The following is a 21,784-nucleotide window of genomic DNA, read 5'->3' as shown; positions in this document are numbered from 1 at the left end:
TTTATAGGCCTAAACATTCATTATATCCTCTTCAGCTTTCCCACCAGGGTAGCTAAAGAAACAAAAGTACGAATATTAGCCTAAAGGGTAAAAGGTTAAGATGCTCAAATTTTTCTCATCCAGTATTTCAGTGGAAATTTGGGCCATATCATCTGTGCTTACGGCTTCTATTTTTCTGAAAACAGTCTCGAGGTCATCAATCTTATTGTAGTCAATCAGGCTTTTGGCCATAGAGATGATCAGTCCGATCCTGTTTTCCTCTCCCAGCGCGATTTGTCCGATAAATTTATTTTTTGCCTTCTGAAGCTGGACTTCAGTCAGTGGGTTTTCCCTGACCTTTTTAAATTCTTTATAGATCAGGGACAATGCCCTGTCTACTTTCTCTTTGTCGGTACCAAAATAAACGGTGAAGATGCCCGTATCACTTAAGGGGCTGTATCCGGATTCAATACTATAGGCGATACCGTGCCTTTCCCTGATCTGAAGGTTAAGGATAGAGCTCATCCCGGTGCCACACAAAAGGTTGTTCAGCAGCAGCAGTCCGGTTTTGAAGGGGTGGTGCAGGGAATATGCCTGTGAGCCGATCATTGTATGCGCCTGCATGATTGGTTTTTCGTCCGTGCGGATGACCAACTGGGCTTTTTCCGGTGCAGTCCTGTTGGCTTGCTGATGGTTCTCAGGAATCTCAGCGTAGTATTTCGTAAATATATTAACGGCTTTGGACAGGGTATAGTTACCCAGAACAGCAATTACGATTTTATCGGTCTGGTAATTGGCAGAGATGAAATCTTTGATATCCTGCTGACTAAGGCCATTTACGCTATCTGTAGTGCCCAGAATATTCCTTCCCAGGGGATGGCTGGCAAACACAAGATCCTCAAAATCATCATAGATTGCTTCTTCCGGCTGATCCAGATAAGAGGCAATCTCGTCCAGGATTACGCCTTTTTCCTTTTCCATTTCATCTTCCGGGAAGGTGGAATGAAACACGATATCGTTAAATAGTTCCAGTGTACGGTCCAGGTAGGGATGCAGGAAAGATGCATGAATGCAGGTATATTCTTTAGTCGTATAAGCGTTCAGATCGGCGCCAACGCTTTCCAGCCTGTTCAGGATCTGGTTTGTATTTCTCTTTTCTGTACGCTTAAATATCAAATGCTCAATAAAATGTGCAAGTCCCGACTGTGATTCATTTTCATCCCTGGAACCACTATTGATAATGATACAGGCATGAGATATCGCTGATGCAGAAGGCACATGAAGTAAGCGGATGCCATTAGGCAAAGTATGTACATTGTATTCCATTGGGTAACAAAGATACAGAAGAACTTTGCTACCCTATTGTAATATTCTTTCGATTCTGATTTGGTTAATCTAATTTACTGTCAATTTGACAACTAAAATCAATTTGGAACATCCCTTGATAGGTGTGTGATGTACTTAAAAATGAGTTAACATATGAGCATAGAAGAAAAAGGGAGTATTTCCATACATACCGAAAACATTTTTCCTATTATTAAGAAATTCCTTTACTCAGACAATGAGATATTTCTGCGTGAACTGGTTTCAAATGCGGTTGATGCGGTACAAAAAATCAAACGTTTAGCTGCCTTAGGACAGTTTAACGGTGAACTTGGGGATACTTTTGTTGAAGTAGCGCTTGATGAAGAAAAGAAGACCATCACGATCAGTGACAGCGGACTGGGAATGACAGCTGAGGAGATCAAAAAATATATCAATCAGGTGGCCTTTTCAGGTGCAAGTGAATTTGTTGAGAAGTTTAAGGATGCTAAAGATGCCAATGAGATCATTGGTAAATTTGGGTTAGGCTTCTATTCTGCTTTCATGGTAGCTGATCTGGTTGAAATACAAACCTTATCTTACCAGGATGGTGCAGAACCGGCACGTTGGGTGTGTGATGGAAGTACCTCATACGAAATCTCAGAAGGATCACGTACTACGCGTGGTACCGATATCATTCTTCATATCAATGCGGAGTCTGAAGAGTTCCTGAGCAAACATAAAATAGAAGAGATCCTTGATAAATATGGTAAATTCCTGCCTGTTCCTATCAAGTTTGGTACGAAGACTACACAAGAGCCCGACGGAGAAGATGAAGAAGGGAAACCAAAAACTGTTGCTGTAGAGGTAGATAATATCATCAATACAACAGCGCCGATCTGGACAAAGGCACCTGCAGATTTGTCAGACCAGGATTACCTGGACTTCTACAAACAATTATACCCTTTTTCTGAAGATCCTCTTTTCTGGATCCACCTGAACGTAGATTATCCGTTCAACTTAACAGGAGTATTGTACTTCCCGAAAGTGAAGAATGATTTCGATATGCAGCGCAACAAAATCAAGTTGTTCAGCCGCCAGGTGTTTATTACTGACGAGGTAAAAGATATTGTCCCTGAATTCCTGATGCTGTTACACGGGGTGATCGATTCACCGGATATTCCGCTGAATGTTTCAAGAAGCTTTTTACAGGCGGACAGCAATGTTAAAAAGATCAACAGTTATATCACAAAAAAAGTAGCGGATAAACTGCACGAACTTTTCAATAAAGACCGCAAATCATATGAAGAGAAATGGGGCGATATCGGTCTTTTCGTGAAATACGGAATGGTAAGTGAAGAGAAGTTCTATGATAAAGCAAAAGATTTCGCTTTATTGACCAATACGAAGAACGAACATTATACGCTGGAAGAATACCGTGAAAAGGTGGCGCCTGTTCAAACCGACAAAAATGGCCAGGTGGTTTATATCTATACGAATGACCCCGCCAAACAGGATAGTTTTATCCAGTCGACCGGCAAAAAAGATTACGATGTATTGCTGATGAATTCTGCAATAGACAATCACTTTGTAAGTTCATTAGAGCAGAAGCTTGACAAAACCTTATTAAAGCGTGTTGATTCCAGTGTGGCAAGCAAACTTATTGAGAAAGATGATTCTGTAGAATCTGTGCTTACAGAAGAGCAGTCCGCAAAAGTGAAAGAAGTTTTTGAAAAAGCTATTGTTAAACCTGGCTTCCAGGTTGAAATTGTAGGTCTTCATCCTGAAGAATTTCCTGTTACAGTAACCATGGACGAATTTATGCGCCGGATGAAAGATATGGCACAAATGGGTGGTGGAATGAGCTTTTATGGTAATCTTCCTGACAGCTACAAAGTGGCTATCAATGGAAACCATAAACTGGTTAACCGCATTTTGCAAACAGAAGATGCTGCTGAGCAGGGTGCGCTGGCCAAACAAGCCGTAGACCTGGCCCTGCTTTCTCAGGGAATGCTTACCGGTGCAGAGTTAACCGCTTTTGTTAACCGAAGTGTAGAGCTGATCTAAATATATCAGAGAGCAACAACAGCCCTATATTGATAAAGCCTGCAGGAGCTCCCTGCAGGCTTTATATTTAATGATTTTACTTACTAATCCCTTCCAGGCTTAGCAGGAAAGCGTAGTTCAGGGCTATATCTTTCAGGTAATCAAATCTTCCGGATGCCCCGCCATGGCCAAAGTCCATGTCTGTTTTAAGCAGTAATAGGTTTTGATCTGTTTTGCTGGCGCGAAGTTTGGCTACCCATTTTGCTGGTTCAAAATATTGAACCTGGCTGTCATGCAAGCCTGTTGTAACCAGAAGATTTGGGTAAGCTTTCTTTTCTATATTTTCATAAGGCGAATAACTTTTCATGTAATGATAAGCATCGGCATTTTTTGGATTTCCCCATTCATCAAACTCATTTGTAGTCAGTGGGATGCTCTCGTCAAGCATGGTATTTACCACATCTACAAATGGTACCTGGGCAATTACCCCATGCCAGAGATCAGGCTGAAGGTTAATTATAGCGCCCATCAACATGCCTCCGGCACTGCCACCCTGCGCATATAAATGTTCAGCACTGGTATATTTTTCGCTGATGAGGAATTTACCGCAATCAATAAAATCGGTAAAAGTATTCATTTTCTTCATCAGCTTTCCGTCTTCATACCACTGCCTGCCCATTTCCTGTCCACCACGGATATGCGCAATGGCGAATACGAAGCCCCTGTTCAGCAGGCTCAGGTTATTACCGGAAAAAGAGGCATCCATACTATGCCCATACGAGCCGTAGGCATACAGCAGTAAAGGGGCACTACCGTCTTTTTTAAGCTCGTTTTTATACACCAGCGATATAGGAATGCGGGTACCGTCCTTAGCTGTGGCATACAGGCGTTCGGTTGTATATTCCTCTCTGTTATATCCGCCTACTACATCCTGCTGTTTCATTAAGGTTTTAGACCCGCTTTCCATATCGTAATCATAAACGGATACAGGGGTGGTCATTGACGTATAAATATAACGGAATGTTTTGCTGTTATATTCGGGATTTGAGCCTGCTGCTGCGGTATATGCAGGCTCGCCGAAATCTATATAATGTTCTGTTCCGCTGAGGTTATGTATACGCAGTTGGGCAAGGCCGTTTTTCCGCTCCGATATCACCAGGAAATCTTTAAATTCTTCTACTTCTTCCAGCAGCACATCTTTGCGGTGGGCGATCACTTCTTTCCAGTGCTCTTTTTCGGTCTGATCGGGCGGACACTCCATTAAACGGAAGTTCTTTGCCTTCCAGTTGGTTACAATAAGAAATTTGTCAGCCAGGGGAACAATTGTATACAGAACCTCTTTCGTTCTTGGCTGGAAGATTTTGAATTCAGCATCCGGCTGATCTGCATGGATCATTCTTGCTTCAGAGGACAGTGTGGCTGAAGAATAGATAAATATGTACTTGCCTGATTTGGATCTTTCTACTCCGATATAATTCGATTTGTCTTTCTCTTCGTACACTACCGGATCTTCTGAAGCATCGTTCCCAAGGCGGTGTTTCCGGATCTTTTCGCTTAAAAGCGTAACGGGGTTTTTTGCAGTATAGAATAATGTCCTGTTGTCAGCTGCCCATACCGGGTCTCCTTCAGTATTGGGAATGGCATCCGCTGTTAATTCTCCCGTTTCAAGGTTTTTAACAAATATCGTATACTGTCTCCTGGATACATTATCTACCCCGTAAGCCAGTAGTTTGTTATCAGGACTGATGCTATAGCCCCTGGCCGAGTAATAGGCCTGTCCTTTTGCCAGTTCATCAATATCCAGTAAAACCTCTTCCTTTGCTTCGAGGCTGCCTTTTTTACGGCAGTATTTTGAATACTCCTTACCTTCTTCTGTTCTGGAATAATAGAAATATCCATTTTTGAATACCGGAACAGATTCATCCTTTTCTTTGACCCGGCTTTTCATTTCCTTGAAAAGAGCGCTTTGCAAGGTGTTCGTGCCACTCATCATTTGGTCGAGGTAGGTGTTCTCTGCTTTCAGATAACCTATAGTCCTGGTGCTTTCCGGCCCCTTGCTGAAATAATCGATCATCCAGTAATAGTTATCCGTTACGGTATCTCCGTGTATGATCCTTTGTTTGGGGATAACATCTGCTACCGGAGCTTTAACATCCGGCCATTTATATTTTTTCATTTGCGTATCTTTGTTTTTACAGGCTACAGTTAAGCTTAGCAAAAGTACAACCGGAATAATTCGCTTCATTACAGATTAATTATGATGTCAATTTTCTGATAAAACGGTCTCATTTGAGCCTGTTCCGGGTACTTATGTTCAATCCGGCTGTTTACTGAATATTGCAAAATAGGATTTATTTTAGGAAATGATGTTGGGATATGAAGAGAATACTTAATATAAAAAATATATTTAATACTGCCTTAATTATACTTTTCCTCGTGCTGCTATTTGTGCCTTCAGCAAAGGCGATGTTACTGAAAGGGTTAATCAAAGCAGGTTTCTTTTCGCCAGATACATCAGAAGCCTCAGCCGGCAGGCTACCTGTAAGTGATCTTTCAGGCATACAGTTTAAAGATATCAATGGGAAGATCGTTGACCTTGGTGATTTAAAAGGTAAAATCATTTTTTTAAATTTCTGGGCAACATGGTGCCCGCCCTGCCTGGCAGAAATGCCAGCTGTAAACAAGCTGTATGAAAAATTCGGGAACGATAATGACGTGGTGTTTATCCTTGCAGATGCAGACGGGAATCTGGTTAAATCGCAGAAATTTATGAACCGGAAGAAATTCGGCTTGCCCGTATATGCTATTGCCAGTGAAATGCCTGAGATTTTATTCCAGGGCTCTTTACCGACTACAGTAGTTTTTGACAAACAGGGGCGTATTGCCTACCATGAAGCGGGCGCCGCAAATTACGGCAGCCCGAAATTTATCGCATTTATTAACAGGCTAAAAACTACGAATTAGTATATTTGATGCCCAAAGCCCAAATAGGATGGGTTTTGTTTGATAAGAACTATATTATGCAGGAACCATTTGATATTACGATTGGAGATACTGACTACGCTATATTTCCTGAAGGAAACGATACCTATGTAGTTTTTAAGGATGGAAAGGAGTATGCGCAGATTCAAAAAGATACTGAATCGACTTGGCTTAAGCTCGATCCTGAGACCGCTTTACCGCTTTTTGAAGAAAATGAAGAGATCAATGCCATAGGTAAAGAGATCATGGCCTACGTTCCGGAGGTTGAAGAGGACGACGAGGAAGCAGAAGAAGAGGAATAACATTGCGGGAAAGTCGGTAATGCGAAGCACTGTTTGTTAACCAGCCCAGTTATCCCTGTCAAGGCTCCGGTAATGTATCGCTTCAGCAAAATGTTCTAGTTCAATACCGCTGCTTCCTTCAAGATCGGCGATTGTACGGGAAACCTTTAAGATCCTGTCATACGCACGTGCGGATAAACTCAGCCTCTCCATCGCTTTTTTGATCAGCGTACGCCCGTCATCATTGATCCGGCAAATTTCCCTGACCATATTCGAGTTCATTTGCGCATTATAATGTAAGTGGGGATGATCCCGGAAACGGGTATCCTGTATATCCCTCGCTAAGATCACTCTTTCCCTGATAACGGCACTTTTTTCTGCAGGCCCCAGGGAAGACAGCTGATTGAAATCTACAGGTGTAACTTCTACATGGAGGTCTATCCTGTCGATCAGTGGCCCGGAGATCTTACTGAGGTACTTTTGTACAGCCCCGGGCGGGCAGCAGCATTCTTTTTCCGGATGGTTATAAAAGCCACAGGGGCAGGGGTTCATTGAGGCGATCAGCATAAAGCTTGCCGGATACTCTACACTGGAGCGTGCTCTTGATATCGTTACCTTGCGGTCTTCCAGGGGCTGTCGCATTACCTCAAGGACGCTCCTTTTAAACTCAGGCAGTTCATCCAGGAAGAGTACACCATTATGTGCAAGTGAAATCTCGCCTGGCTGCGGGTTCGTTCCTCCACCAACCAATGCAATATCGGAAATACTGTGATGCGGGCTGCGGTATGGCCGTTCCGTCATCAGGGCATCTGATATACTTAATCTACCGGCTACGGAATGGATCTTGGTAGTCTCCAGGGCTTCCTGCAGATTTAGTGGGGGCAGAATTGTAGGCAGCCGTTTCGCGAGCATAGTCTTTCCTGCGCCAGGAGGGCCAATAAGGATCACGTTATGGCCGCCGGCCGCCGCTATTTCCAGTGCACGTTTGATGTTTTCCTGCCCTCTGACATCAGAGAAATCGTTGTCATAGCGGTTCAGATTTTTTAAGAACCCATTTTTAGTGCTCACCACTATGGGTTCAAAAGATTCTTTTTCATTGAAGAATGCGATCACCTCTGTCAAACTGCGCATGCCATAGACGAGCAAATTCTCCACTACTGCAGCTTCTCTTGAATTATCGGCCGGCAGGATAAAACCTTTAAGGCCCATCAGCCTTGCTTGTATGGCAATGGGGAGGGCACCCTTTACGGGCTGTATTCCTCCGTCCAGAGAGAGTTCTCCCGCAATCATAAATTGATCTGTCAGCCGCGAAAGAATTTGTCCTGAAGCGGCTAATATGCCTATAGCGATTGGCAGGTCATATGCAGCCCCTTCCTTTTTTATTGCCGCAGGGGAAAGGTTCACTACAATCTTCTGCCTGGGCATTCTCAGTCCGGAGGCCTGAATAGCACTTTCGATTCTTCTCAGGCTTTCTTTCACCGCGTTATCCGGTAGTCCGACGATATGGTATTTGTTGCCGCTTCCAATGCTCACTTCAATGGTTATTGTAAGGGCATCTACGCCAAAAAGGGCGCTTCCGTAAGTTTTGATTAGCATATTAGTTTATAAACTGACCGCTAATTTAACTCAATATTAATTTATTTGTTAATTTAAATAATAAACAAAAAAGATCCCGGCCTTTAAAGGCCGGGATCTTTTTTGTTTAGGAGGAAGAACTACATCCTTCCCTGTGGCATTTTAGGCATTCCACGCATCATCTTCGCAGCGGCAGCTGGATTGGAGAATTGTTTCATCACCTTGCGCATATCTTCAAACTGTTTGATGAGCTTTGTTACCTCTTCGATCTTATTGCCTGATCCCTTGGCAATACGCAGGCGTCTGCTTTGCTGAATGCTATCGGGGTTTTCGCGCTCATATTTTGTCATCGATTGAATGATGGCCTCCACATTTTTGAAAGCATCATCTTCAATCTCTACATTTTTCATCATTTTGCTCACGCCGGGAATCATGCCCATCAGGTCTTTCATGTTTCCCATTTTCTTGATCTGCTGGATCTGATTATAGAAGTCGTTAAAATCAAACTTATTCTTACGGATCTTTTTCTGCAGTTCAGCCGCTTCCTTCTCGTCAAACTGCTCTTGTGCACGTTCAACCAGGGAAACAACGTCACCCATACCAAGGATACGCGAAGCCATCCTGTCCGGGTAGAAAACATCCAGGGCCTCCATTTTCTCACCGGTACCTACAAACTTAATTGGTTTGTTTACCACGGATTTGATGGACAGGGCTGCACCACCACGGGTATCACCGTCTAATTTTGTTAGCACAACACCGGTAAAATCAAGCCTGTCGTTAAAAGCTTTTGCCGTATTAACCGCATCCTGTCCGGTCATGGCATCAACAACGAACAGGATTTCATGCGGTTTAGTATGTAGTTTAACATCTGCAATCTCATTCATCATCTGCTCATCAATCGCTAATCGACCGGCCGTATCTATGATGATGACATTGTTATTGTCTTTCTTACCCTGCGCAATCCCTTCCAGTGCGATTGCTACCGGATCTTTAGAATCTTTGTTTGCAAACACGGGTACGCCAATCTGTTCACCTAATATCTGCAGCTGATCTATCGCAGCAGGGCGATATACGTCGCCTGCAACCAGTAAAGGCTTCTTGCCTTTACTTTTCAGATAGTTTGCCAGTTTTCCTGAAAAGGTAGTTTTACCCGCACCATTGAGGCCGGCGATTAGTATGATTGTGGGATTTGTTTTAAGATCTAATTCGGTGACCTCGCCGCCCATTAAAGCGGTCAGCTCATCATTCATTACTTTCGTCAGCAATTGTCCCGGAGACACTGCCGTAAGCACGTTAAGGCCAAGTGCTTTTTCCTTCACTTCATCCGTAAAGGTTTTGGCAGTCTTATAATTTACGTCGGCATCCAGTAAAGCTTTACGAATTTCCTTCATGGTCTCCGCCACGTTGATCTCTGAAATGCTTCCTTGTCCTTTTAGAACTTTAAACGCACGGTCTAGTTTATCCTGTAAATTCTCAAACATGTTTTATTAATTGATAGTCAATTACTTAATCTGTAATAGTAGTGGTATACAAAGTTGCAAACATTTTTAATAACAATCAAACATTAAAATCTGATGTATTGGCTGTTTAGCGCGGGAATACAAAGCCGAATCCCAGGGCTAAGGTCTGGCTTCCCTGTATTTTTGCCGTAATGTTCCTGTCATATAACCCAACGCCTGTAATAGAGACATTGATCAGGCGGTTAACCTTTGCAGTAAGTGTTACATCGAGACGGTGGGAAGTATAGTTGATCTGGTTATATGGCAGAAAAAGATTATATCTTGCTTTCAGGTTCACATTAGGCATGATATCCTTATCTAAATTTGCAGTGATCTGGAATGCCGCTTCATTTTTAAAGGTGTCACCTACCGGCACACCATAATTATCGGTGATCACGGCCGAGGAATCCCTGGCCCTGGCAGCGGCAGTAATTTCATCATTTGCCAGCACGAAAGTCTGCTTTGCAGTTCCCAGACCAATCCTTGTAGAGAAATATTTAACCGGCTTATACTCCAAACCGACAGATTCTGTCAGGTAACCCGGAGACATGAATTTAGAAATGATCGTTGCTCTTTCGTTCCCAAATGGATCGGTATCGTACGAAAATCCATTGTCGAACTGAGATTCAAAGGTTAAGGCACCGTAGAAATACCAGGTTCTGGACAATTGGAAGGCTACCTTATTATCCCAGAAGATACGGTCAGTAGTTTTCTTTTGTAACTGGTCCTTATTCTTTATTTTTCCATACTGAAGGTTCAGCTCACTGGAGTAACTATAATTATCCTTTACATAGTCTGCCTTATAGTTTACCAAACCCCCAACGGCAAGTGAGTTTACCCCACCGCCTGTCCAGTTGTTACTGAATGATGCCTGGTTGAAGTTGATACCTATCGAAGTTGATGTTCTCCAGTAATTCACTTTAGAACTGATCACCACCGGATTTATTTCCACAGGCTTGAAGATGATATTCCCTCTTAAAGTAGGAAGCGGGCTTTTTTTTAGTTTAAGATCCATATCCCGGATATTAACGGGAATTGAATCTACTTCCTGCGCAACAGCCTGTGTTGAAACGGCAAATAATAATAATAAACTTGCGTATAAACCTCTCATTGTTACAAAGAAAAGAAAAATGTTCTTACCAGACTCTAAAATGGTATAAAAATATTCGTACTAAAAGGATTATAAATTGAAAAAAGCTGTTTTATAAGAACTTTATCCAGGAATATAGTCCCCTGTTCTGCAGATAATTTATATTTCTGTCATTTGCGTAAGCCTCTTTTTCAAAACAGATATTAAAATAGGCTTTTGAACGGTTTTTAAACCTGATGAGGTTAATCAGGTAATTGAGCAGGTATAAGACATAAAACGGAATGATCAGTAATTCCAGCTGCTGCTGGAAATGTATCTTTTCATGGTTGATCAGCAGAGGATTGTTTTTTTGCTGCGGGTCTTTAAAGATCATGAAAGGAAAGAGTGCCATGGCGGCTGCAGGGAGTCTCTTCCAGATTAGCGGCCAGTATCTCATAAATTATCGATTTTTATTTGCGGCAGGGGTTTCAGTCGCAGGGCACGCGGGTTCCGCTTATAGGAAGCATAATTGTTTCTGAGGTAGACGATAAATGCATAGTCCGAAGCCATCAGCACAAAATCGTAGCTTGGGCGGTATTGCTGCATATAATCCTCCAGTTCAAAGCCTTTGATCCTCAAAGCCCTGCCTACAAAGGCAGCATTATACCTGTAATCGATCACCTGCTCCTTATAATCTCTTTCCAGTATTTCCTGCAGGTGCCTGGCATTACGTCCTTTTCTGCTCAGCAGATTATAGATCGCATCGATTCCAAGGCCTGCACCCCTGGAATTCAGATTAAGAAGATCTTTGGAGCTGCCCCTGTCAGTTGCATATTTATAGTCCCTCAGTGTTTGGTCATAACGTTCCCTGGGTGTTACAGAACTGCCCAGAATAGATACCTCTCTGAGCTGTATAGCCAAAGGTCTTAGCTGAAAGAAGATCGCATTATTTCCTTTGTAGACCAATGTATCTACGCCATATCCCTGGAGGGCTGCAAAAAGCGTATCCCCAACGGATGCCTGGGTTGAAAATTCGCCTTTATTGTTATTGTATAGTCCTTCATCATTATGAGAATTGTAAATATATACTTTAGCCAGGCGCTGCTTGGATTCTCTGTCTATAACAAATCCTTTTACAGGTCTGTTCTGAGCTACAGCGGATCCGGCACATACGGAAATAAAAAATAGCAGGATAAACAGTTTCATTGACCAGCAAAATTACAAATAGGCGCAGCTAAAACGGCGATATTAACATTATTTAACTACTACAAGCTTCTGCCCAATCTTTATTCCCTCGTCTGTAAGGTTATTGAGCGATTTCAGATCATCGACGGTCATGTTAAATCTTTTGGCAATATTATACAGTGTATCGCCCTTCTGAACAATATAGTTCGGATCTGTAGTATTGATCACCTGTTTTGAAGGCGGGGTTTCCACTGGTTCAAATTTCTTGGTTTCTTTTGGAATATTAGCATTGATCTGTGTAAACACCCTGTCCTCGCGTTTGATCTTATCGGGTTCCGATTCCGGCTGATCATACTGGTGCAGCTGGTACTTCTCAATGGTATTGATGAGCATATCCGGATATTTAGGATTGGTAGCATACCCTGCCTGTCTCAATCCTTTTGCCCAGTTCACATAGTCATTCTTGTCCAGTTCAAACAGGGCGCCGTAGCGTTTTCTCTTTAAAAACTCGGAGTGGTCTTTATAAGACTCCCTGGCGTCTTTGTACACCCTGAAGCAATCATTACTTTTATCATCATCCTTATAATAGGCTTTACCTTTCCATTCTGAGGTACATTTTATCCCGAAATGGTTGTTTGCATATTTCGCAAGGCTGCTGTTTCCGCTTCCGGATTCTATAATTCCCTGGGCAAGGGTGATGCTTGCAGGAATTCCATAGGTATTCATTTCTTCAATAGCCACACCTTTAAAGGCCTCAATATAGCTGAGTGTAGTAAAGTCTGTGAAATTAGGATTCGCCTTATTTGCAGCACTTTCAATCTGCTTATTGTTCCTATGGTATTTTCTCGACTTACATGAGGCGAGAAAAACAATGGCAATGGCTATTGGTATAAGTAATTTCTTCATTAAAATCTTATTTTCTGGCCTGGTTGCAGGGCTGATCTTTTCAATCCGTTTTTACGCATCAATGCCGTGGCGGATGTACCATGTGATTCGGCCAGCCTGTTCAGGTTATCGCCTTTTCTAACAGTATAGGTTCTTGCGGCAGTACGGTGATGGCGCTGATGGCTGCGGGAGCGGCTATAAGTTTTTTTGAGGGCATCAGGAACAACCTTTACCGGCTCTACATAATCAGCAGGCCTGTCATCATACTGGTACAGTTCATATTTATCAATAATTGCGATCACCTGCTTCGCCCAGGTCCTGCTGGCGGCATATCCCCCGCGCTGAATTCCCCTGGCCCAGCCGGCATAGTCGTACTGGTCATACTTATCGAACAGCTTATTGAAGGAAGAGGTGTTCTGTAATACCTCAACAAAATTATCATAGGATTCATCCGCATTTTCGTAATCGCGGTAAGATGAGCTGATGTCAGTATTGCTGTTAGAACCTTTGATGCCAAAATGGTTATTCAGGTGGCGGGCTACTTTACTTTTGCCAGCGGCTGATTCATGAATGGCGACGGCTAATATTACGCTTGCTGGTACATCATATTCTTTCATTAGTTCCCGGGCATGATCTGTGTGTTCTTCAACATAATCCTGAACGGTCTGGCTTTGGGCGGTCTGGCCCAGTAAAATAATGCCCAACCAGGTGAGCAATAGGGTTTTTAAATTCATGTTCTACTTTTTTCTGATGATAAACAAGCCATCCCGAACGGGCAGGATTAGTTTCTCTGTCCTGTCATCTGCTGCAACCTTATCATTAAATGTACTAATATTTCTGGTGTCTTTGTCTTGCTGGTTCGTGAGTATCTTCCCGCTCCACAAGACGTTGTCTACAATAATGAGTCCTCCCGGTCTTACCCTGTCAAAGATAAGGTCGTAGTAGGTCCCGTTATTTTTTTTATCAGCATCAATAAAAACGACGTCAAAAACTTCGTTTAAATCATTTACTGTCCGGGTAGCATCACCCAGGATATATTTTATTTTTGAGCCATAGGGCGATTCGGCAAAATAACCGCGGACCCTGTCTTCCAGCTCTTCATTAATATCTAAAGTGTAAAGCATACCGTCGTCGGCCAGGCCTTCCGCGAGGCATAACGTGGCATATCCGGTAAATGTACCAATTTCAAGAATTCGCCTTGGTTTGATAAGCTTGCTGAGCATACTAAGTACGCGGCCCTGGTAATGGCCCGACAGCATTCTGGGCATCAGAACTTTGAGGTGTGTTTCCCTGTCTATCCGCTGCAGCAACCCATCTTCGGGTTCGCAGAATTTTAACAGTAAATCTTGTAAGTCGTCTTTGATCAGGCTCATCTAATTTTATTATAAACGGTGTTCTTCCATGAAATATTGTAAAATGATCGTGGCGGCGATGGTATCTACCCTTTCTTTATTTCTTCTGTCCTGCTTTTTAAGTCCGCTTTGAAGGATGGCTTCATGCGCCAGTTTAGAGGTAAACCGTTCATCTATCCAATACTGGGGAACCTGCGGAAAGCTCTTTTTGAGCAGCGTGGAAAAGCCTTTTACATGTTGTGCAGATTCTGAGGGCGAACCGTCCATCTGTTTTGGATTTCCAATTACAAAAGCCTCTACCGGCTCCGTAAGCAGGTATTTTTTTAAATAATCGATAATATCTTTTGGGTGTACGGTATCCAGCCCTGTAGCAATAATCTGCAGGGGATCGGTAACGGCAATGCCGATACGTTTGGTACCATAATCAAATGCGATAATACGGGCCATAGCTGCAAAGATTGTTATAAATTTACTATTTTGCACCAAATGCAGTTTAAAGAGATCATCGGACAGGAAGAAATCAAGCGGCAGCTGGTACAGACAGTTGCTGAAAACAGGGTCAGTCATGCCCAGTTATTTCTCTCTGCGGAAGGCACCGGATCTTTGCCTCTTGCTATCGCTTATGCACAATATATCAACTGTTTAGATAAAACCGCTACAGACAGTTGTGGGGTATGTTCTTCCTGTCGCAAGTACGAAAGATATATCCATCCCGACCTGCATTTTTCTTATCCTTTCTTTGCTTCGAAAGATGTTAAAATTGCTGTAGATGTTTTGGAAGAATGGAGATCGATGCTGCTGGCTGATCCGTATGTGGACCTGGATATCTGGAGGTCGCGGCTGAGTGCAGATAATAAACAGGCAAACATCAACATCGCGGAGTGCCATGATATTATTAAGAAGCTGAGTTATAAAGCCTTCGAGGCCGAAACAAAGGTGCTGATCATGTGGCTGCCTGAATACCTGGAAAAGGAGGGGAACTCCTTACTTAAGATTATTGAGGAACCGCCCGCAAATACACTGTTCCTGCTGGTGGCCAATAACCAGGAGCATATCCTGTCTACGCTGTTGTCCAGAACGCAGATCGTGAAGATCCCGAAACTTCCGGGCGAAACAATAGAAGACTACCTGATGTCGAAGCATAATCTTGCGGAGGAGCAGGCGGCGACCTATAGCTTTCTTGCCGACGGAAATCTGATCGAGGCAAAATCACTGGCTGCCCAGGCACACAATGACAATGCTGAGATCTTTGCCGAATGGTTAAGGATGGGATACGGCAACAGGGGGCTGGACCTGGTGACATTTGTAGATCAGGCAGCGAGCTGGGGAAGGGAAAATCAAAAGAATTTTTTAAAGTATGGAATTAGTTTTTTGAGGGAGTGCAGTCTGATCCTTAGCGGAACAAATAGCCTGGTAAAACTGCCTTTAAGGACGCTTGATACCGCAAGGAAGCTCAGTAAACATGTGCTTGACCTGAATATGGCCGCGGCAATTATTTCGGAGTTGGAACAAGCACATTACCATATAGAGCGGAATGCAAACCCTAAAATACTATTTTTAGATGTATCTTTACAATTGGTAAAAATTATTAAGTTTAAAACGCTCCCGAAAGGGACTCAATATATATACAATTAGTTATGGGATGTGGAAGTTGTTCTACCGGAGGCGGTTGTGCCCCTTCAGGCTGCAAAAGTAATGGCTCATGCCTTACAGGAGGCTGCCAGAAAATGGAAGTTTACGATTGGCTGTCTAATTTGGACATGCCCTCAAATTATAAACCTTTTCAGGTTATAGAAGTTAAATTCAAAGGTGCCAGGAAGGAATTTTATCTGAATACAGACAATATTTACCTGGAGATAGGGGAATTGATAGCGGTGGAAGGCAGTACAGGCGGGTACGATATAGGCCATGTCTCTTTAACAGGGGAACTGGTGCGTATGCAAATGAAACGCCGGAAAACTCCGATTGATCAGGTTACCCGTAAGGTTTACCGCAAGGCTACAGAAGCCGATGTAGATAAATGGAAACTGGCGAAAGACCTGGAGTGGGAAACGATGCATAAGGCCCGTACGCTTGCCCTTGACCTCCGTCTTTCGATGAAGATCAGTGATGTGGATTACCAGGGGGATAAGACCAAAGCTACCTTCTTTTACACTGCCGAAGGCAGGGTAGATTTCAGGGAACTGATCAAAAAAATGGCTGAAACGTTCCGCATCAGGATTGAGATGCGCCAGATCGGGATGAGACAGGAAGCGGGAAGACTGGGAGGAATAGGCTCATGCGGACGTGAACTGTGCTGCTCTACGTGGTTAACAAATTTCAAAACCGTGTCTACAGCTGCGGCGAGATACCAGAATCTTTCTTTAAATACGCTGAAACTTGCAGGTCAATGCGGAAAGCTTAAATGCTGTCTGAATTACGAGCTTGATACTTATCTGGATGCGCTGAAAGACATCCCGGACCGGGTAGAGAATCTACAGACAGAAATCGGAACCGCACGTCATCAGAAAACTGATATTTTCAAAAAACTCATGTGGTTCAGTTATCCTAACCAGGAAGACTGGATCCCTTTGAAAGTGGACCGTGTGAAAGAGATCATGGCCATGAATAAGAAAGGGCAGAAACCGAGTAATTTAAAGGATGAAGCTGTAGAACTGGCCACAACTGTGATTGTTGAAAAAGTTCATGATTATGAAAATGTTGTTGGACAGGATAGCCTGACACGCCTGGACGATAAATCAAGGAATAAAAATAACCGCAACAATAATAACAGGAACAAACCCGCCAGCCTGAACAGACCTGAACGTGACCGCTCACAGAAACCTGCCCAGGCAGGACAAAGACCGGCTCAGTCCGGAACGAAGCCCGTTCAGCAGGGACCTAAGCAGGCACAGCCTGGGCAGAGGCCTCCGCAGCAAGGACCGAAACAAGCGCAGCAGAATCAAAAACCGGATAACAGAAGGCAGGAAGTGAAGAAGGTCCCCGATGGAATAAATACAGAAGAAGGCGCAGAATCGAAGACACCAGCAGCAAGCAGAAATAACAGGAGCAGGAATAACCGCAGACGTAATAAACCCTCGGATAAACCAAAAAATGAAGAGAACTAATCTGTTTGTATGGTTGGTATTGAGCTTCCTTATTGTAGGAATTGCCGGATGCAATACCAATAATCTGATTGATACGAATGTTGAAATGCCTCAGCGGAACTGGAGCTACACAGATAAGGTAAAGGCCGTTGTTGGTATTAAAGACAACACAAAGGCTTTTACCTTAAAGTTTAAGCTGAGACATACCGCTGATTACAGGTATTCCAATCTCTATATACTACTCAGCATGAGTGGTCCGGGACTACCGAAGGTAACCCGCAGGTACCAGTATAAACTGGCAGAGTCTGACGGACAGTGGCTGGGTAAGGGTTCGGGTAACCTGTATACCTATGTTCTCCCCCTGCTTTCTGAATTCCATTTCCCGCAATCCGGAAATTATACCATAGAGATTGAACAGAACATGCGTGATAACCCCCTCAGGGAAATCAGTGATGCCGGAATTATCGTAGCCGGAAGCAGTACAATTCCGAGGTGAAAAGTATTCACACGCTGAGTTTGTCGGTTTGTGCAAATTTTACAAAACCGGTAACAACTGTTCAAGTGCCATTCCTCTTGAGCCTTTAAGCAGCACAAGGCTGTCTTTTACCGGATTGACCTTTATCCATTCCAGAGCTTCTGCAGGACTGTTAAAAAACTCACCCCTGTGCTGGTTCTTTAAAGCAGAAAAGTACTTTCCAATAAAGATTAAAGTGTTTACTCCTGACTGCTCAGCCAGGCTGGCAATCTCCTCATGTTGTTCAGGAGCTTCAGCTCCCAGTTCAAACATATCGCCTATAATGGCCACTTTATTCGCGGCTGCCAGTGAGGATATATTATTAAGGGCTGCGGTCATGCTGCTCGGATTGGCGTTATAAAAATCACAGATCACCGTATTTGTTTCAGTTTTCGTTAGCTGTGACCTATTATTTTTTGGGGAATAGCCCGCCAGTCCTTTATTGATCTGTTCTGCCCTGAGGTTAAAAAATGCACCGATACAAATAGATGCAAGGATATTTTCGAAGTTGTAGGACCCGGTAAGGTTGGTCTGTACAGAAAAATAATCATCTTTGCCTTTCCAGTCCAGGACAATCAGCGGATCAGACTTTACCAACTTTCCTGTAATAAAATTTGATCCCTCTGTTCCGTAATATATAAGATGATCCAGTTTGGCCGTAACGCTCATTTCTGTGATCAGGGCATTATCCCGGTTGATGAAGGCTGTGCCATTTTCTTTTTTCAGATAGAGGAAAAGTTCCCCTTTTCCCTTTTTGACGCCTTCAAATCCACCAAATCCATCCAGATGTGCCCTGCCGATATTAGTGATCAGGCCATGCGTTGGCTGGGCTATGCTGCACAAAAAATCAATTTCTTTCTGGTGGTTGGCACCCATTTCTATCACGGCAATTTCAGTATCCGGGTTGATAGACAAGATGGAGAGCGGAACACCAATATGGTTATTTAAATTGCCTTTGGTTGCAAAAGAGCGGTATTTCTCAGAAAGTACCGCATTAATAAGTTCCTTAGTAGTGGTTTTCCCATTGCTCCCCGTTAGTCCGATAACGGGTATGCGCAGCTGGCTACGGTGATATTTCGCAAGCTCCTGCAATGTTGTCAGTACATCGTCTACTAAAATGCAACGGTCATCATATTGGTATTCAGGATTGTCAATAATTACAAAAGCAGCACCCAGATTCAATGCATTACGCGCAAAAACGTTGGCATCAAAATTCTCCCCTTTTAGTGCAAAAAATATGCAGCCAGGTATAATATTCCTGGTATCTGTAGATACGGTAGGGTAGGATAAATAATGGTGATAGATCAGATCGATTTGGGACATAGCTGTTTTGTTCAAATGTAGAAGGTAAAATTACACTATGCAGCACAAACTAAAAATATTCTTTAGTATTTTGCAATAGAAGTTTGTACATCCGCACTGGATAGAGGCATCAGACGCATCGTAATATTGCCAATGAAAATTACTATTATCTCTCTATTTTTATTGTTTGCCGGATTCCTTGGGCTAAATGCACAGGTAAAGTCGCCTGATGATTTCCTGGGTTACCCATTGGGAAGTAAGTTTACACCACATCACCAGGTGATCGCCTATTTTAAATATCTGGCGGGCATAAATAAAAACATCCAGCTGATCAGCTATGGTAAGACCTATGAAAACAGGGAGCTCATGGTGGCGGTCATCTCTTCCGGGGAAAATATGGGCAGGCTTGAACAGATCAGAAAGACCAACATTGGTTTAAGCAGGGCCGAAGCCCAGTCAGACCTGAATAAACAACCCGCGATATTATGGATGAGTTATAATGTTCATGGCAATGAAGCCAGTTCATCAGAAACTTCTATGAAAACCTTGTATGCCCTTTCGGAAGGCAATTTTGGGCATACTAAAGAATGGCTGAAAAATACGGTTGTCCTATTGGATCCCTGTTTGAACCCCGACGGACGCGAGAGGTATGTGAATTTCTACAATTCGGTTGTCGGGGCGAAAGCCGACGCTAATCCTTCTGCCAGGGAACACAATGAACCCTGGCCGCGGGGACGGGTTAACCATTATTATTTTGATCTGAACCGTGATTGGGCGTGGCAGACCCAGGTTGAAACCCAGCAGCGTCTTGCCCTTTACCATCAGTGGATGCCGGAGGTACATGTAGATTTCCATGAGCAGAGTTATGATGATCCTTATTATTTTGCTCCCGCAGCGGAGCCCGTACATCAGGACATTACTCCTTTTCAGCGCGAGTTTCAGATCGTAGCGGGCAAGAACAACGCAAAGTATTTCGATGAGAGCGGGTGGAAGTATTTTACGAAGGAACGGTTTGATCTCTTATACCCTTCTTATGGTGATACCTATCCTTTATATAATGGAGCAATAGGAATGACCTATGAACAAGGGGGTATAAATTCGGGGCTGACGGTGCAGCTTGCAAGCGGAGATACGCTGACGTTAAAAGACAGGATCAACCATCATTTTGCTGCCGGGATGGCTACTGTGGAAACTGTATCGGACCATGCCCGGCTGCTGGTCTCTGAATTCAGGAAATACTTTGATCAGTCCATGGAGAGCCCGCCGGGCAATTATAAATCCTATATTGTAAAGGCTGATAATTTAAGCCGCTTACGTAAACTGGCAGCCCTGCTTTCAAAGAACTGTATCGAATATACGTTCGGAGGGGACAGGACGGCGGAAGGCTACAGCTTTGAAACCAAAAAAACGACAAGCTTTACCATTCAGAGGAATGATCTGGTTGTTAATCTTAGGCAGCCGGCCGCGGTACTGGCTAATGTACTTTTCGAACCGGAAACAAAAGTGACTGATTCTAATACCTATGACATTACGGCCTGGGCGTTGCCGTACGCCTATGGGTTAAGTGCTTTCGCCAGTAAAGAAAACCTGAATGGCGCTTTTGCTACGATGGATGATGTAGTGGAGGATCTTTACGTTGATGAAAAGCCCTATGTCTGGATTTTGCCCTGGAATGCATTAGAGGATGCGAAAATCCTGATTGCCCTGCAGCGGCTGAACATCAAAGTGCGGATAGCCGAACAGGCTTTTACCATCGGCACAAAGACCTATCCTGAAGGCTCTCTTCTCGTCTACAGGATGGAGAACGAAAGAATAAACATGGATATATCTGACCGGGTCTCTGCCGTCTCGAAAGAATTCAATAAGACCTTTGCCAGTATTTCCAGTGATCAAAAAGGAAAAGATTTTGGGTCATCAGCATATCCCCTGCTCAGCATGTCAAAAGTGGCGATGGTTGCCGATACTGAGGTTTCTGCGCAAAGTGCCGGGGAGATATGGCATCTCTTTGAAGAGGAATTAAAGTACCCATTAAATATTATCAGCGAAAAAAGCCTGGGTGATCTGGATCTGGCAGCTACCAACGTGCTCATTTTGCCTGACGGGCAGTATTTGCGAAAGAATATTGAAAAGCTGGAAAGCTGGATCAGCAGAGGGGGGAAGATTATTTTATTGGAAGGTGCGATCTCGAGTGTAGATGGGATACAACCATTTGATATTAAAAAGAAGGAATTCCCCGAAGCGGATGAAAAAGATGTTTTATCAAAGGCTCATGTAGAAAAAGATGAGGATAATACTGATGATGCGATTCCAGGGGCCATTTATAAAGTTGACTTGGATAAAAGTCATCCGCTAACCCTTGGACTTGGCGCTTTTTATACGTTAAAGACGGATGATAAGAACTATGAACTGCTAACCAAAGGAAGGAATGTTGGTGTTTTAAAACCTAATGCGTTGATGGCTGGTGTCGTTGGACGAAATATTCAGCGAAAACTGAGTCGTGGCCTTGTTTTTGGCGTTCAGCCTGTTGGGAAAGGTAATATTGTGTATTTCTCTACAGACGTGCTCTTTCGTTCCTTTTGGGAAAGCGGGAAGCAGTTGTTTGTAAATGCAATTTTTCTTGTGAAATAAACTTGTCTATACATTTAGGTGATTTCCGGTGCTTAATTATCCCTTTTTATGGGTATTCCATATAAAATGTTTTTTTTTATTAAAATGGTGTTGGTTTTT

At 43.3% G+C, this 21,784-nt stretch carries 19 protein-coding genes; 7 read left to right on the top strand and 12 right to left on the bottom strand.

Going from position 1 to position 21,784, the window contains the following annotated elements; all coding sequences use genetic code 11:
- Positions 1 to 75 precede the first annotated feature (75 nt).
- Positions 76 to 1,305, bottom strand: a complete 1,230-nt coding sequence (locus BLW16_RS13380) for a M16 family metallopeptidase (RefSeq protein WP_090557402.1) — start codon at positions 1,303 to 1,305, stop codon at positions 76 to 78.
- A gap of 153 nt (positions 1,306 to 1,458) precedes the next feature.
- Here BLW16_RS13380 and htpG point away from each other — a divergent pair, with 153 nt between their 5' ends.
- Complete coding sequence (htpG, locus tag BLW16_RS13375; RefSeq protein WP_217631572.1) at positions 1,459 to 3,348, top strand: molecular chaperone HtpG; 1,890 nt, start codon at positions 1,459 to 1,461, stop codon at positions 3,346 to 3,348.
- Between the two features lie 76 nt (positions 3,349 to 3,424).
- On the opposite strand, the gene BLW16_RS13370 is transcribed toward htpG, so the two are convergent.
- Positions 3,425 to 5,572, bottom strand: a complete 2,148-nt coding sequence (locus BLW16_RS13370; protein WP_090557400.1) for a S9 family peptidase — start codon at positions 5,570 to 5,572, stop codon at positions 3,425 to 3,427.
- Between the two features lie 131 nt (positions 5,573 to 5,703).
- Here BLW16_RS13370 and BLW16_RS13365 point away from each other — a divergent pair, with 131 nt between their 5' ends.
- Both BLW16_RS13365 and BLW16_RS13360 read left to right on the top strand, forming a co-directional pair.
- On the top strand, positions 5,704 to 6,291 hold the full coding sequence (locus BLW16_RS13365; protein WP_090557398.1) for a TlpA family protein disulfide reductase: 588 nt from the start codon (positions 5,704 to 5,706) through the stop codon (positions 6,289 to 6,291).
- Positions 6,292 to 6,299: 8 nt separating this feature from the next.
- Positions 6,300 to 6,611: a hypothetical protein gene (locus tag BLW16_RS13360; RefSeq protein ID WP_245735275.1), complete on the top strand. Its 312-nt coding sequence runs from the start codon at positions 6,300 to 6,302 to the stop codon at positions 6,609 to 6,611.
- A gap of 36 nt (positions 6,612 to 6,647) precedes the next feature.
- Here BLW16_RS13360 and BLW16_RS13355 read toward each other — a convergent pair whose 3' ends face one another.
- The 9 genes from BLW16_RS13355 to ruvX form a co-directional block, all read right to left on the bottom strand.
- On the bottom strand, positions 6,648 to 8,186 hold the full coding sequence (locus BLW16_RS13355; protein ID WP_090557396.1) for a YifB family Mg chelatase-like AAA ATPase: 1,539 nt from the start codon (positions 8,184 to 8,186) through the stop codon (positions 6,648 to 6,650).
- A 119-nt stretch (positions 8,187 to 8,305) separates the two neighbouring features.
- The gene (ffh, locus tag BLW16_RS13350) at positions 8,306 to 9,646 is read right to left on the bottom strand and encodes a signal recognition particle protein (protein ID WP_090557394.1); all 1,341 of its coding nucleotides are present in this window, start codon (positions 9,644 to 9,646) and stop codon (positions 8,306 to 8,308) included.
- 106 nt (positions 9,647 to 9,752) lie between these two features.
- Positions 9,753 to 10,775: a DUF3078 domain-containing protein gene (locus BLW16_RS13345; RefSeq protein WP_090557392.1), complete on the bottom strand. Its 1,023-nt coding sequence runs from the start codon at positions 10,773 to 10,775 to the stop codon at positions 9,753 to 9,755.
- 91 nt (positions 10,776 to 10,866) lie between these two features.
- Complete coding sequence (locus BLW16_RS13340; protein WP_090557390.1) at positions 10,867 to 11,190, bottom strand: hypothetical protein; 324 nt, start codon at positions 11,188 to 11,190, stop codon at positions 10,867 to 10,869.
- Complete coding sequence (locus BLW16_RS13335; RefSeq protein ID WP_090557388.1) at positions 11,187 to 11,939, bottom strand: hypothetical protein; 753 nt, start codon at positions 11,937 to 11,939, stop codon at positions 11,187 to 11,189. Before BLW16_RS13335 ends, BLW16_RS13340 begins: the two co-directional genes overlap by 4 nt.
- 48 nt (positions 11,940 to 11,987) lie before the next feature.
- Positions 11,988 to 12,824, bottom strand: coding sequence for a glucosaminidase domain-containing protein (locus tag BLW16_RS13330; protein ID WP_090557386.1), 837 nt, complete (start codon positions 12,822 to 12,824; stop codon positions 11,988 to 11,990).
- Positions 12,824 to 13,537 carry a glucosaminidase domain-containing protein gene (locus BLW16_RS13325; RefSeq protein WP_090557385.1) on the bottom strand — a complete coding sequence of 238 codons (714 nt, stop codon included), beginning with the start codon at positions 13,535 to 13,537 and terminating at the stop codon, positions 12,824 to 12,826. Before BLW16_RS13325 ends, BLW16_RS13330 begins: the two co-directional genes overlap by 1 nt.
- Before the next feature lie 3 nt (positions 13,538 to 13,540).
- The gene (locus BLW16_RS13320; RefSeq protein ID WP_090557383.1) at positions 13,541 to 14,176 is read right to left on the bottom strand and encodes an O-methyltransferase; all 636 of its coding nucleotides are present in this window, start codon (positions 14,174 to 14,176) and stop codon (positions 13,541 to 13,543) included.
- A 9-nt stretch (positions 14,177 to 14,185) separates the two neighbouring features.
- A complete protein-coding gene (ruvX, locus tag BLW16_RS13315; RefSeq protein ID WP_090557381.1) occupies positions 14,186 to 14,602 on the bottom strand; it encodes a Holliday junction resolvase RuvX in 417 nt (138 codons plus the stop codon).
- Between the two features lie 39 nt (positions 14,603 to 14,641).
- Here ruvX and BLW16_RS13310 point away from each other — a divergent pair, with 39 nt between their 5' ends.
- The 3 genes from BLW16_RS13310 to BLW16_RS13300 are packed head-to-tail and all read left to right on the top strand — an operon-like array spanning position 14,642 to position 17,737.
- Positions 14,642 to 15,790, top strand: a complete 1,149-nt coding sequence (locus BLW16_RS13310; RefSeq protein WP_090557380.1) for a DNA polymerase III subunit — start codon at positions 14,642 to 14,644, stop codon at positions 15,788 to 15,790.
- Between the two features lie 2 nt (positions 15,791 to 15,792).
- The gene (gene ricT, locus BLW16_RS13305; RefSeq protein ID WP_090557377.1) at positions 15,793 to 17,262 is read left to right on the top strand and encodes a regulatory iron-sulfur-containing complex subunit RicT; all 1,470 of its coding nucleotides are present in this window, start codon (positions 15,793 to 15,795) and stop codon (positions 17,260 to 17,262) included.
- On the top strand, positions 17,249 to 17,737 hold the full coding sequence (locus tag BLW16_RS13300) for a gliding motility lipoprotein GldH (RefSeq protein ID WP_090557374.1): 489 nt from the start codon (positions 17,249 to 17,251) through the stop codon (positions 17,735 to 17,737). Before ricT ends, BLW16_RS13300 begins: the two co-directional genes overlap by 14 nt.
- 39 nt (positions 17,738 to 17,776) lie before the next feature.
- Here the strand turns inward: BLW16_RS13300 and BLW16_RS13295 are convergent, their stop codons facing one another.
- Positions 17,777 to 19,078 carry a UDP-N-acetylmuramoyl-tripeptide--D-alanyl-D-alanine ligase gene (locus BLW16_RS13295; protein WP_090557372.1) on the bottom strand — a complete coding sequence of 434 codons (1,302 nt, stop codon included), beginning with the start codon at positions 19,076 to 19,078 and terminating at the stop codon, positions 17,777 to 17,779.
- 132 nt (positions 19,079 to 19,210) lie between these two features.
- On the opposite strand from BLW16_RS13295, the gene BLW16_RS13290 reads away from it, so the two are divergent.
- The gene (locus BLW16_RS13290) at positions 19,211 to 21,685 is read left to right on the top strand and encodes a M14 metallopeptidase family protein (protein WP_090557370.1); all 2,475 of its coding nucleotides are present in this window, start codon (positions 19,211 to 19,213) and stop codon (positions 21,683 to 21,685) included.
- Positions 21,686 to 21,784: the final 99 nt, after the last annotated feature.

Source organism: Pedobacter hartonius (assembly GCF_900107535.1).
Lineage (GTDB): Bacteria > Bacteroidota > Bacteroidia > Sphingobacteriales > Sphingobacteriaceae > Pedobacter > Pedobacter hartonius.
Note: the sequence above shows the minus strand (reverse complement) of the source record. Positions and strands in the feature narration are given on the sequence as shown.

Excerpts from the sequence above, each read along its gene's own strand:
- BLW16_RS13380 (WP_090557402.1), bottom strand. The coding sequence starts at position 1,305 with ATGGAATACAATGTACATACTTTGCCTAATGGCATCCGCTTACTTCAT.
- htpG (WP_217631572.1), top strand. The coding sequence starts at position 1,459 with ATGAGCATAGAAGAAAAAGGGAGTATTTCCATACATACCGAAAACATT.
- BLW16_RS13370 (WP_090557400.1), bottom strand. The coding sequence starts at position 5,572 with ATGAAGCGAATTATTCCGGTTGTACTTTTGCTAAGCTTAACTGTAGCC.
- BLW16_RS13365 (WP_090557398.1), top strand. The coding sequence starts at position 5,704 with ATGAAGAGAATACTTAATATAAAAAATATATTTAATACTGCCTTAATT.
- BLW16_RS13360 (WP_245735275.1), top strand. The coding sequence starts at position 6,300 with ATGCCCAAAGCCCAAATAGGATGGGTTTTGTTTGATAAGAACTATATT.
- BLW16_RS13355 (WP_090557396.1), bottom strand. The coding sequence starts at position 8,186 with ATGCTAATCAAAACTTACGGAAGCGCCCTTTTTGGCGTAGATGCCCTT.
- ffh (WP_090557394.1), bottom strand. The coding sequence starts at position 9,646 with ATGTTTGAGAATTTACAGGATAAACTAGACCGTGCGTTTAAAGTTCTA.
- BLW16_RS13345 (WP_090557392.1), bottom strand. The coding sequence starts at position 10,775 with ATGAGAGGTTTATACGCAAGTTTATTATTATTATTTGCCGTTTCAACA.
- BLW16_RS13340 (WP_090557390.1), bottom strand. The coding sequence starts at position 11,190 with ATGAGATACTGGCCGCTAATCTGGAAGAGACTCCCTGCAGCCGCCATG.
- BLW16_RS13335 (WP_090557388.1), bottom strand. The coding sequence starts at position 11,939 with ATGAAACTGTTTATCCTGCTATTTTTTATTTCCGTATGTGCCGGATCC.
- BLW16_RS13330 (WP_090557386.1), bottom strand. The coding sequence starts at position 12,824 with ATGAAGAAATTACTTATACCAATAGCCATTGCCATTGTTTTTCTCGCC.
- BLW16_RS13325 (WP_090557385.1), bottom strand. The coding sequence starts at position 13,537 with ATGAATTTAAAAACCCTATTGCTCACCTGGTTGGGCATTATTTTACTG.
- BLW16_RS13320 (WP_090557383.1), bottom strand. The coding sequence starts at position 14,176 with ATGAGCCTGATCAAAGACGACTTACAAGATTTACTGTTAAAATTCTGC.
- ruvX (WP_090557381.1), bottom strand. The coding sequence starts at position 14,602 with ATGGCCCGTATTATCGCATTTGATTATGGTACCAAACGTATCGGCATT.
- BLW16_RS13310 (WP_090557380.1), top strand. The coding sequence starts at position 14,642 with ATGCAGTTTAAAGAGATCATCGGACAGGAAGAAATCAAGCGGCAGCTG.
- ricT (WP_090557377.1), top strand. The coding sequence starts at position 15,793 with ATGGGATGTGGAAGTTGTTCTACCGGAGGCGGTTGTGCCCCTTCAGGC.
- BLW16_RS13300 (WP_090557374.1), top strand. The coding sequence starts at position 17,249 with ATGAAGAGAACTAATCTGTTTGTATGGTTGGTATTGAGCTTCCTTATT.
- BLW16_RS13295 (WP_090557372.1), bottom strand. The coding sequence starts at position 19,078 with ATGTCCCAAATCGATCTGATCTATCACCATTATTTATCCTACCCTACC.
- BLW16_RS13290 (WP_090557370.1), top strand. The coding sequence starts at position 19,211 with ATGAAAATTACTATTATCTCTCTATTTTTATTGTTTGCCGGATTCCTT.